Here is a 12,355-nt window from a genome sequence, read left to right on the forward strand (position 1 = left end):
GTGGGTTCTAAGAAAATGTTGGAATGGAGGAATTTGTGATGGATAATAATTTGCCGGTAGATATATTACATTGGTCTTTGGCCATCCTGCCATTGATCCTGCTTTTAGTCATGCTAGTTGGTTTCAAATGGTCTGGCGCCGCATCAGGCTGGATAGCGATGGGTGTCGCAACGTTAATAGGTTTCTTTATGTTTGAAGCTCCTTTGGATAACTTAGCAGTCGGGTTTGGCAAGGGACTTTGGGAAGCCTTTTTCATCCTGCTGGTCGTATGGTTTGCATTATTGCTATATCATGCAACAGAAGAAGCTGGTGCATTTGAAGTCATACGCGAGGAAATACAGGAGCATAGTGAAAATTATTTGTTCCTAGTCCTGGGCTTTGGCTGGGTGTTCGCATCCTTCCTCCAAGGAGTGGCTGGATTTGGCGTGCCAATAGCGGTAGTTGCCCCTCTTTTGGTGGGGTTGGGCGTGAAGCCCATTGCTGCTGTGGTTATTCCATTAATTGGACATGCTTGGGCAAATATGTTTGGTACGCTTGGTGTAGGGTGGCTTGCCACGGTTAATGCAGTACAGATTGAGGACACGACTGCTACACTTCTTTACACTGGATTCCTTTTATGGATTCCAAATATTATCGCAGGGTTCATGATTTGCTGGCTGTTCGCAAGGTGGAAAGGTATAAAAGAAGGTTTTCTTGCTGTAATTGTCATATCGCTTATTCACGGCGGAGGCCAACTAGCATTGGTAGCATTCAACCCTGAGCTTAGCGCGTTTATACCTACTATTCTTGCTGTTGGAGCACTTTTCCTGCTTTCCAAACGGAAGCGGTATAGTGAAAAGACAGAGCTGGAAGACGAAACAGATATGCTTGAAGAAAAGGACTCAGCTTCGGAAGAAAAACCGGACATATCGCTTCACCAAGCTTTTATGCCGTACTATGTATTGTCGGTATTGAGTATTGTGTTTCTAGGTATACCACCAATACAAAGCTTTTTGGATCAGTTTGAATTCGGCTTCTCTTTTCCGGCTGTAGATACCGGATACGGTTTTGAAATGGATGCGGAAGACCCTTATTCTCCGATTGCACCATTGACACACCCAGGATTCTATTTGCTTGTTTCCTTTATATTTGCCCACTTTTGGTATAAGTACTTAGGGTTGCACCATGAGAATACGACTAAAAATGTTTTCTCTGAAATGAAGGACAATGCCTTAGGAGCATCACTTGCAATAACAGGTTTTCTGACAATGACAATGATCATGGAGAATTCCGGACAGACAAATGTACTCGCACTGGGAATCGCTGAAGTTTCACCACCTGCTGTTTATCTTGCCTTGGCAAACGTAATCGGGATTATCGGCTCATTTATGACATCTTCCAACACATCGTCCAATGTGCTGTTCTCACCATTGCACGGATCTGTAGTGAACACGATGGACAATTTATCACTGCCACTCGTGATAGCTGCACAGTCAACCGGTGGAGCTATCGGTAACGTGATTTCACCTTCTAATATTGTACTGGGAACAAGTACAGCGAACGCACAAGGAAGGGAGTCGGAAGTATATAAAAAGACATTCATATTCGTACTGATCTCAGGAATTCTGGTATCAGTGACAAGCGTATTGATGCATTACCTGATTGGATAAAAAGAAGGGAGCAATTGGGGGAGAGTTCCTGTGCTTCTATGATCTGTAGGAAGCAAGTAAGGCCGGATTATTCTTGTCTTTAACATCGGAAAGGAAGCGACCGTCCAAACCGATTGACATAGGAAGTGTGGGCAGAGTGGTAACTGCCTGCCCTATGTCCTATACATAGTATGGTAGAATAAACAATTACCATTTTTCATTCGTTCTGAAAATATGGGTACTCCAGCTTATACTTGGCTCCTCCATCCTTATCGGCTGTATCTGTGGTGTATATCCAGCAATTAAAGCATCAAAATCGGCCAAGCCGGGGATCGCGGCTTGATTAGCTGAAGGGTTTGCTTCCTAAACTAATATTATTTGTTGAGCAAACAAATTGCCTTTGATTAATAAAGCGAATACAATCGACTTGTAATTGAAATAATACATTTTAATTACCAAAACATATGGAGAGGGATGGTTTAATGGGTAGGTTTACAGATAAAGTGGTATTGATCACGGGGGCAGGTTCTGGTTTAGGTCAGGCATCTGCATTGCAAGTGGCAAAAGAAGGGGCAAAACTTTCGTTAGTGGATTTAAATGAAGCCTCATTAGAAGATACAAAAAAACAAGTATTAGAGGTAGCTCCCGAAGCTGAGGTTCTTTTAGTTACAGCGAATGTAGCTGACGAAGAACAAGTGAAAAATTATGTGAACCAAACAGTTGAAGCGTTTGGCAAAATCGATAGCTTTTTCAATAACGCAGGAATCGAAGGAAAACAAAATCTAACAGAAGACTTTGGTGCCGACGAATTTAATAAAGTAATTTCCGTGAATTTAAATGGTGTATTCTATGGTATGCAATATGTACTAAAAGTAATGAAAGAACAAGGCTCAGGTTCTGTTGTTAACACAGCATCTGTTGGTGGTATTCGTGGGGTTGGTAATCAATCAGGATATGCCGCAAGTAAACATGGAGTTGTTGGACTGACCCGAAACTCTGCCATCGAATACGGTCAATATGGCGTAAGCATTAAAGCAATCGCACCAGGGGCGATTATGACTCCAATGGTAGAAAATTCCCTGAAACAAATCGGTGGGGAAGAAGGCTGGGAAGAAGTTGGTAAAGAATTTGTCCAGCCAAACCCAATGAAACGTTTTGGCAAGCCAGAAGAAGTGGGCTACTTAGTAGCGTTCCTATTGTCTGATCAAGCTAACTTTATCAATGCAGCTGTTGTTCCGATTGACGGTGGGCAGTCTTATAAATATTAAGATAATAAATAAAAATGACCAAGCCTCAGCAAGGCTTGGTCATTTTTATCGATTAACTAACTAGTGGTGGGAAAAGCTGGGGGATTACGGAGCATTCAGCATATAGTAGTTGAAGATATAGTTGTTCCTTATATGAATATTTAGTAAAATAAAGATAGATTTCCTCACCACGTTCTTCCCTCCATACCGGCCAAAGGAGAAGTGTCCCATGCTCCAAACTACTTTAGTACGAGATAATTCCACAAAGTACACCTACACGAGTCATGACCAATTATTTAAAGAACTAATCAACAACTATTTTGAAGAATTCCTCGAAGCGTTTTTCCCAGACGTCCATAGTAATATTGACTTTACTGCGATAAAACCAATGTCGGAAGAAGTGTACACAGATGTACTGAAAGGCACAGCTAGAAGGCTGGATATTGTGATTGAGACAAAATTGCAAGATGAAGAAACGATTATCATCATTCATCTGGAGCCGCAAAGTTATTATGAAAATAATTTTCATGAGCGGATGTATCACTATTTCAGCCTTTTGTATAATAAGTATCGAAAGCCAATTTTGCCGATTGCTATTTTCAGCTATGATGAAAAAAGAAATGAGAAAGATAAATTCATCATAGACTTTCCTTTCTTTCATGTACTGACATTTAACTTCCTGATGCTGGAGTTGCGCAAAAAGAATTGGCGCGCTTATATTGAATCAACTAATCCGGCAGCTGCAGCATTGCTAAGTAAAATGGGGTATAGCCAAGATGAAAAGGTTGAGGTGAAGAAGGAATTTTTAAAAATGATCGTTCGGATGGAATTAAACCCGGCAGAATCCAGATTTATCAGCGGTTTTTTTGATATCTATTTAACGTTAAACGAAAGAGAGGAGAAGCAACTGATGGAAGAAATTCAGCAAATGGAAAATGCGGAAGAGATTTTTGAGCTGTCAAACTCCTGGGAAAGAAGAGGGAGAGAGGAAGGATTGGAAGAGGGGCGCCAGGAAGGGCTAGCGATTGGGAAAAAGGAAGAGCGCAGAAATATCGCAATGGAACTTTTGAAAGAAGGATTAGCGCTGGAATTAATAGTGAAAGTTACGCACTTGACCAGGGAAGAGGTTGAAGGGCTGAAGGGAAATTTAAGGGTTACAAGATTGGATTAGCTGTGCCGTCTTATAAGGACATTGCTTCCATTGAGATTTATACACAACTAATGAGCAACAGATAATAATAAGAGAACTTTTTAATACAAACCAATGTTTAAATATAAAAATGTAGAGAAACTCAGGCTTTCATGTTGTGTATAAATGCAATGTGTGAGCCTCCTTTTTAAAAGGAGAAACATAGCGGAGGTTCTCGTCCTTTCTTACTGGCAAAATAATTGATTGCTCCTGAAGAATGATGTAGGGAAATAAAGTTTTCCCCTGGGAGTTTTCTTATTACACATTTTTATGTTTTGATATTAATTCCGAATAGACCGCTTAACTGAAAAAATAGAAGCTGAGAGGTTGAAATCATATGATTCTTGCCAGAATGAGGAAAGGAAATGCCTTTCTTACGATAAGGTCAATGTGTTATGGCAGGCGAATCTATCTATTATCATGAAAAAATCTCGTCTTTAATAACGGACCATTTACGGACATTGACACTTAGTGGAAACTGAAGTAAGGTAAAATAAATTATTGCAATAATAAAATTTTTAAGAAAGGAAGGGTTAATTATTTAGCACAACAAGAAAGGGGCATAGGATCATTTTTAATTGTAAAGACATACCAATTAAGGAAAATGGTGAAAAGCTTATCGCACTTTCTCAACTCTCTGAGAAGATTATAGTACAGCCATATTATTTTCTGAATGATATTCCAGGCTCCATTAAGGAATGTTACCTGAGAGAAGGTGCTGCCAATCGACTGTTAAAGGCAGCAGAGATGCTTTCAAATAAGCATTACCTTGTTGTATTTGATGCCTGGCGTCCATATGAAGTTCAATTAGAACTGTACCGACGGTTGAAAGAGGAACTACAGGCAAAGAGAATTTTGAATATTGAAAAAGAGTTATCTTTGTATGTTGATACACCTTCAAAAGACGCGATGAAGCCTTCCAATCATTTAACTGGTGGAGCAATCGATTTAACAATTGCAACAAAAGAAGTTCATTTAAATATGGGGACATGCTTTGATGATTTTTCTGAAGGTTCAAGAACTGATGCATATGAGAATATGACAGATTTAAACGATGAGGAACTTTTAATTCGAGAGAATCGTAGAATGTTAAAAAGGATAATGGAAAATGCAGGGTTTGCCAATTATTCAGAAGAGTGGTGGCATTATGATTATGGTAATCAGAACTGGGCTAAATCAGTTGGCAAGCACATGGCTTTTTACAGAGGGGTTCTAAAGTTAAAAGATCATATAAAAGTATAACTCATATTAATTTAGGTCTGTTTCTTTTACCGTTCTGGAGGTGGAAAATACTATTGCAGATTAAAGTGCTTGCAGTGGGGCCAAGTGATATCGAAGATTTAGTTTTAGATGTTGGGAGGGAATTTCCTGAGCTGGAAATTAACTATGTAACTTATACGAGTAAGGATGAGGTATTGAATATTGTAAAACATCATGTTAGAAATTATGAAATTCTATTGTTTGCTGGTTCTCTACCACATAATATTGCAAAAAAACAGCTGAGAAACAATATTCCAATGGTCTATATCCAATTTGAAGGGACTGCACTATATCGTGTATTATTCCAGTTAGTCCAAGAGTTAAACATTGACCTTTCGAAACGTGCGATTAATGTCAGTATTGATAATTTACAGAAGTTAGAAGTGGAAGAATGTCTTGTGGAACTAAATATACATGCTGATAAACTATTTTTTTACGAAAGTAATATGCAGCAGGATATTGACCTTACAACAGAATTCCACCATGAACTATGGCAGAATAAGCAAATCGATGTGGCAATAACATGTGTCGGTTCTATTTATGAAAGGTTAAAGACAACCGGTGTTCCAGCATTTAGAATTATACCAACACGATCTTCGGTAAGAAGCAGCTTGTCTCAAGTATTAATGGAAGGAAAAAATTTAAGACAGTTAGATTCGCAAATCGCGGTTGGAATCATTAATTTGAGTAATATGTATGAAGATGATTATCTTTCTGAGTATCAATTGCAACGTAGGATTTTAAATTTACAACAGATCTTGATCAATTATGGAGAAGAGTCAGGTTCGATCATTAAGGGTCCTGATCGAAAAGAGGTAAAGTTTATCTCGACTCGCGGATCAATTCAGTTCGAAAAAAGACAATCAAAAGAAATGAATTTACTTAAAGAAATCTTTAACAAGACACAAATAAAGGCTAGCATGGGTATAGGAATTGGACGAACTGTCACTGAAGCAGAGGTGCAAGCACGGCAGGCGCTGACAAAAGCATCGGAAAATCAGCCGAGCTGCTTTGTAATGGATATTGATGGGACAGTATACGGTCCTATTGGCAATGAGAGGCAGTTACGTTATTCCATTCGAAGTGATAATCAGAAAATATTAGACATGGCAAAAGAGACGAATATAAGTAGTTCTACAATTAACCGTATTCTATCCTTTTGCGACATACATGGGAAAAATTCAGTCACAACGATTGATTTAGCCAATGGTCTTGGTATTACAACAAGAAGTGCCCGAAGAATTTTAAGTAAACTTGAGCAGGCAAGCTTGGCCGTTATAACTGGAGAAGAACAACCAATTCACAGGGGAAGACCTCGTCAAGTATATTCACTATTCTCATGATGGAGGGCTTGGAAAACAGAGTTGTTTTTATTTTTTGTTGAAAGCGATGCCATATATAACCAAATCAAGATAATTTTTAGGGGGATGAAAGATGATTTATTCGATTATACAACCGGATGATACATGGATACTTTGGGGGTTTTTGGCCGGATGGGCAGCCATAAGTATCTACCTGGAACAAAAATATGCGTGGGCTTCTAAAGTTTCAGGGGCAATTATTGCGCTTATAGGTGCCATGATTCTGGCAAACTTGAATATTATTCCAACTGACTCGCCTGTCTATGATACAGTTTGGGCGTATGTTGTACCGCTCTCGATTCCATTATTATTATTCAGATCTAATATTTTAAAGATATGGAATGAGAGTGGCAGATTATTGATTATGTTCCTGATAGGTTCTATCGGAACAGTGACAGGGGCAATTGTAGGATTCTTTTTGCTGAAGGATGTCATCCCAGGTCTGGATAAAATCGGAGCAATTATGACAGGTTCTTATATAGGTGGCGGAGTAAACTTTGCAGCAATGTCAACAAAGTTTGAAGTGCCTGGAGAGACGGTGTCCGCTACAGTTGTTGCTGATAACCTGCTTATGGCTATCTATTTTCTTGTGCTAATTCTTATACCAACACTTACTTTTTTCAGGAAACGCTATAAAACACCATATATAGATGAAATTAACAGTAATGTAAAAGATGACGAAAATCAGGCTGCAACCTATTGGATGAGAAAAGACATTTCGTTAAGTGATATTGCTCTTGCAGTTGGTACTACATTTGTCATAGTTGCCGTATCCTTTAAACTTGCGGAAGTTTTTGATGGAATCATTCCATCCGGGGAAAATGTGAACTTTTTCCTGAATGCTTTAAATGGAATATTTGGGGATAAATACTTAATGTTAACAACGCTCACCATGTTAGCAGTAACAATTTTCCCTCGTTACTTTGAAAATATTAACGGAGCTCAAGAAATTGGAACCTACTTAATTTATATTTTCTTTGTAGTCATTGGGGTTCCAGCATCACTTCCACTAATATTACAACACGCACCACTTATTCTGATTTTTGTAGCAATCATGGTCTTTATCAATATGCTGGTATCGTTCGTGTTTGGAAAACTATTCAAATTCTCGTTGGAAGAAATTATTCTTACGAGTAATGCCAATATTGGTGGTCCAACAACAGCAGTCGCGATGGCTATCTCTAAAGGTTGGACAAAACTTGTTGGTCCAATACTGTTAGTAGGTACCTTGGGGTATATTATTGGTAACTACATTGGAACAGGTATAGGATATTGGATGGGAACTTTTTAGGACAAGAGCAGATGTTCATTGAATGGAATGTGGTGTGGGCTTGAGCTTAAAATCTTCCACATACATGCTGCATGCGGCATGTAATTGCTAAGACTGGGTGTTCACAGCACTCAGTCTATTTTTTTTATTATAATATAAATATTTGAATCAATGATTTCATTAAAATAGAATTTATTAAAGTAAAAAATCGGCAGCATGGCTACAAGATCTTCAGCGATGTTCCTGATGGGAGACAGCGCCAAAGACATTGGGAATTTTCTTGGAAGGGTTAAATTGTTATAAATCCCTTGAAGGCCAATTCAACCATGATTTTCTATCTGCTTGGTTTATTGATTAATTTTTGAAATAGTTGATTTGTAGATAATACAAAAAAAGGTGAGCATTATTCGCCATAATTCAGAGGGTGACCACTGTCACCGTAAAAGCAATTTTCCTCCTCCAATGACTGTGATACAACTCCTGTTCCTATCGTATTTTTCTAACAGGAGTAGGTAGGTTTGTTTTAAATAAATTAGCGAATGATCTTTTCTTTATTTCGTATACGGATGTAGTTGTCAACTGTTGTTTTAATGCTTCGATTTCTTGCCTCAGGTCATTTATTTCTTTTGTTGTTTGTTCTTCCAATTGCTGGATCTTTTTGTGTTGTTCCCGCTGAATCTGCTGTAATGCTTGTATTTCTTTTTCCTGGTTCGCGACATTCGAAACGGTTTTTCCTATTGTTTGCATGACAGTTAATATATTTTCCTTGTGATATCCTTCATCTATTGAATGTTGAATTTCTTCTAGTGATCTGGTTGCTGTGACTGGTATATTTCGATTTGCTAACATTTCTGAGATCTGATTGTTTTGGTAATCCTTTGCTTTACATTTTTTAATAAACTTTAATATATCAATCGCTTCTGGATGGTAATAGGTGATATTCTTCTCTACTGTTTTCGGGATGTAAACATTAAAATCTTCTATCCACTCTGACATCGTGTCTTTTGAAACATCTATAATGTAGCATAGTCCATCGATTGTTAACAATTCCAATGTTTTCACCGACTTTCAATTATTCTCTCACTGCAATCATTTTTATCTAGATTCCAAGTGATATCACGAGCATACACTCCAACATTGGAAACAATATGTGATAAATATGGGAAAAATAAGTAAGAAGCACAAAGATGGTTCCCGGACTTATGCTCGTACAAAGGAACTTTATTAGAAGGATGTTTTGCACTTTTTTTCCACATAAAAATATAAGCAAAAGAACCGTTGAACTTCTTCGACCGATGGATTCTGATACTTCGAAAAATTGCTGTTTACTAAATTATCTAATTATGGTATGCTCATTTTAATTTGCATTTTGTCGAAAATAGGCGAATTTTTCGAATGGATGCCAATACCCATTAGGGGACTTTCCTGTTATTTGGCAATTTCAAATGCGAGGAACAATGAAAGAAGAAAAAGAACAACTCAGGGAAGAGCCTAGCGGTGTTTGATCTGGATCGGATCTTGACGTTATTTCCGGATGGTTCGTTAAAAGGGAGGCTGGAATGATGAGGTATCATTTAATTTTTATGTTAACTATTATTGCTCTGCTTATTTCCGGATGTGGAGGTTCGGTAGCAAGTTCAAAAGACGAAAAGTTATCACTCGTTTTTGCAACAACAATGGATGATTCAGGTATCGATAAGGATATTAAGGACTTTTTTGGTAATAAAATAACTGAATTGAGTGACGACTCGATCGAAATCGAATTTTTCATGGCCGGGCAATTAGGAGGGGAGCGGGAGGCTTTGGAGCAGATGAATATGGGAGAGATTGATATCGGCTATAGTGTATTGCAGGCCGAATTGTACTTCCCGGAATATAATGCGATTTCCATTCCTTTCCTATTTGAGGACCTTGATTCCATGAGAGAATTTATGGACGGTAAGGTTGGCGATGAAATCAAAGAAATTGCCAGGGAAGTAGGCGGGATTATCCCAATGGGGCTGCACGGTTATGGTGCGCGCTGGACCACATCGAATGTTCCTTTTTCAAACATTGAGGAATTAAAAGGATTGAAAATAAGAATGCCGGAAATTGAGTGGTGGGTGGATGTTTGGGCTGAACTGGGAGCACTTCCGACACCAATCGCAGCTACAGAAATTGTATCTGCCTTACAAACGGGAACCGTGGACGCACAGGAAAATTTCCTTACTAACATCGCTGGACGCCAAATGTGGGATTATCAGAAATACTTGATGAAAACAGAGCACATCCAACTGTTTCAGCAGTGGGTTGTCAGTGAGGAAACATGGGAGAACAAGTTAAATGAAGAGCAGCGCAACATCGTCTCACAGGCAATTGACGAAACACTTGCATATGCGGATGAAATTGTAGCTGAAAGTAATGAGGCTTTTCTTGAAGAAATCGAAGCAAATGGCATGGAAATCATTTATCCCGACCAAGAAGAATTACGGGAAAAAGCACAGCCGGCAATTAAAGAAATTGTTGAAAATGAGTTAGCTCCCGGGGTGTATGAAGAAGTTAAAAAAATAATAGAAAAATAGAATGATAGATTCACGATGAGGAGGGAGCACATGCAAAAACTGTATAGAAAAGTGATGGCAGGCGTCACTTTTCTGATCGAACATCTTGCAACAATTTTATTTATTTTGTTTTTTATTGTAGTAATCCTGCAAATTTTCTTCCGTTTTGTATTGAACATGCCATTGACCTGGAGTGAAGAAGCTTCCAGATATTTGAACTTATGGTCGGTATTACTCGGTGCAGCGCTTGCAGTGAAATATAAAGACCATTTACGGGTAGATTTGATCGATGATTTGGTAAAAAGATGGCCATACAGGGCGCAGGTAGGATTTTACATGTTTACAACGGTTATTTCTTCGCTAGTGGCGTTAAGCTTTCTGACCGGGAGTATAAAAATGACGATCGATCGCTGGCACATTCCATTAACGATGGTGCCGATCTCGCAAGGTGTTCTATATCTGGCTTTATTCACCAGTTCGTTGCTTATGTTAGGCTACTTTGCCCATCACCTTGTTCGTTACATCATTGATTTCAGGAGAAATGAAGGCGGTGATGTCAAATGATCATGATTATTATGCTACTGACCTTAGTAGTCGCACTTATTATCGGTATTCCAGCCGTTTTTTCAATGGGTATCGCTACACTTACATATTTTCTGTTAGACCGCGGATTGTTTGAAATTCCTGATATCCTGATTGCGCAGCGTATCGTTTTTGGGCTGGATAGTTTTACATTGCTGGCAATACCGTTATTCCTGCTTGTTGGTAAGGTTATGAATGAATCCAATGTGACAACCCGCTTATTTGATTTTGCTAAAGCATTGGTAGGTCATCTGAAGGGCGGAATGGGCCAGGTGAATATTTTGGCAAGTGTCATTTTTGCCGGTATGAGTGGATCGGCAACTGCGGATGCTGCAGGCCTTGGCGCAGTTGAAATCAAGGCAATGAATGATGCGAAATATCCGAAGAAATTCTCTGCAAGTATTACAGCAGCTTCTTCCTTGATTGGACCGATTATCCCACCAAGTATTCCAGTTGTCCTCTATGCGATTGTTGCTGGTGTGTCTGTCAATAAGCTGTTGATCGCAGGAATTATTCCAGGGATATTAATGGCTGTCACCTTAAGTATTTTTGTGGCAATTCAAGCGACCAGAAATAATTTCCCTACAGAAGCAAGGGCTTCTCTGAGAAAAATAGCAAGTACAGCCAAAAAAGCATTCCTGCCTGTATTAACACCTGTTATTTTAATTGGTGGTGTGCTGACGGGGGTATTTACTGCTACAGAAGCTGCAGCTGTTGGAGCATTGTATGCCATTATTTTATCAACTGTCATATACCGGACAATTACGCTTCCGCATTTATATCAAATTTTCAAACAGACGATGCGTGACAGCGCGGTAATTATGATTATTCTAGGGGTAGCTAATATATTTGCATGGATCTTGATTCGCGAGCGTGTTCCAGTTACGTTTGCAAATACAATTACAGCAATTACAGATAACTACTATTTTGTGATGGGATTCTGTCTTGTATTCTTGCTCTTATTAGGAATGTTTCTATCATCGATTGTTTCCATTACCATTGCAACGCCTGTTTTGGTACCACTGATTATGGAAGTGGGAGGAGATCCGCTGCATTTTGGAATTATCATGATTGTAGCTTTAATGATCGGTGAGATCACACCGCCGTTCGGCATGGTTTTGTTTGCCATTACAAGGGTTGGGAATATACCGTTTAGCGAATTGGTCCGGGGTGTCGTTCCTTATATCATTCCAATTTTAATATTACTGGTTATACTTATTATTTTCCCATCAATCGTTACATTCTTACCTGATTTATTCCTATCATGAATGGAGATGA

At 38.8% G+C, this 12,355-nt stretch carries 10 protein-coding genes; 9 read left to right on the forward strand and 1 reads right to left on the reverse strand.

The window, feature by feature from the left end:
• The first annotated feature begins 38 nt into the window (after positions 1-38).
• From A4245_RS03950 to A4245_RS03975, 6 genes are all read left to right on the forward strand, one after another.
• A complete protein-coding gene (locus A4245_RS03950; protein WP_067725881.1) occupies positions 39-1,649 on the forward strand; it encodes an L-lactate permease in 1,611 nt (536 codons plus the stop codon).
• 461 nt (positions 1,650-2,110) lie between these two features.
• Positions 2,111-2,896, forward strand: coding sequence for a glucose 1-dehydrogenase (locus A4245_RS03955; RefSeq protein WP_067725883.1), 786 nt, complete (start codon positions 2,111-2,113; stop codon positions 2,894-2,896).
• A 208-nt stretch (positions 2,897-3,104) separates the two neighbouring features.
• Positions 3,105-4,046: an RpnC/YadD family protein gene (locus A4245_RS03960; RefSeq protein WP_067725885.1), complete on the forward strand. Its 942-nt coding sequence runs from the start codon at positions 3,105-3,107 to the stop codon at positions 4,044-4,046.
• 723 nt (positions 4,047-4,769) lie between these two features.
• Positions 4,770-5,306, forward strand: coding sequence for a M15 family metallopeptidase (locus A4245_RS03965; RefSeq protein WP_267886896.1), 537 nt, complete (start codon positions 4,770-4,772; stop codon positions 5,304-5,306).
• A gap of 53 nt (positions 5,307-5,359) precedes the next feature.
• On the forward strand, positions 5,360-6,667 hold the full coding sequence (locus A4245_RS03970; RefSeq protein WP_067725889.1) for a helix-turn-helix domain-containing protein: 1,308 nt from the start codon (positions 5,360-5,362) through the stop codon (positions 6,665-6,667).
• A 91-nt stretch (positions 6,668-6,758) separates the two neighbouring features.
• Complete coding sequence (locus A4245_RS03975; RefSeq protein ID WP_067725891.1) at positions 6,759-7,976, forward strand: DUF819 family protein; 1,218 nt, start codon at positions 6,759-6,761, stop codon at positions 7,974-7,976.
• 465 nt (positions 7,977-8,441) lie between these two features.
• Here the strand turns inward: A4245_RS03975 and A4245_RS03980 are convergent, their stop codons facing one another.
• Complete coding sequence (locus tag A4245_RS03980; RefSeq protein ID WP_157087652.1) at positions 8,442-9,008, reverse strand: MerR family transcriptional regulator; 567 nt, start codon at positions 9,006-9,008, stop codon at positions 8,442-8,444.
• Positions 9,009-9,517: 509 nt separating this feature from the next.
• On the opposite strand from A4245_RS03980, the gene A4245_RS03985 reads away from it, so the two are divergent.
• The 3 genes from A4245_RS03985 to A4245_RS03995 are packed head-to-tail and all read left to right on the forward strand — an operon-like array spanning position 9,518 to position 12,345.
• Positions 9,518-10,516: a TRAP transporter substrate-binding protein gene (locus A4245_RS03985; RefSeq protein ID WP_067725894.1), complete on the forward strand. Its 999-nt coding sequence runs from the start codon at positions 9,518-9,520 to the stop codon at positions 10,514-10,516.
• 30 nt (positions 10,517-10,546) lie between these two features.
• Positions 10,547-11,059 (forward strand): TRAP transporter small permease, encoded by a 513-nt coding sequence (locus A4245_RS03990; RefSeq protein WP_067725896.1) that lies wholly within the window; start codon positions 10,547-10,549, stop codon positions 11,057-11,059.
• Positions 11,056-12,345 carry a TRAP transporter large permease gene (locus A4245_RS03995; RefSeq protein ID WP_067725898.1) on the forward strand — a complete coding sequence of 430 codons (1,290 nt, stop codon included), beginning with the start codon at positions 11,056-11,058 and terminating at the stop codon, positions 12,343-12,345. The genes A4245_RS03990 and A4245_RS03995 overlap by 4 nt, the downstream gene beginning before the upstream one ends.
• Positions 12,346-12,355: the final 10 nt, after the last annotated feature.

It is taken from the genome of Oceanobacillus damuensis (assembly GCF_001618145.1).
Classification (GTDB): Bacteria; Bacillota; Bacilli; order Bacillales; family Amphibacillaceae; genus Oceanobacillus; species Oceanobacillus damuensis.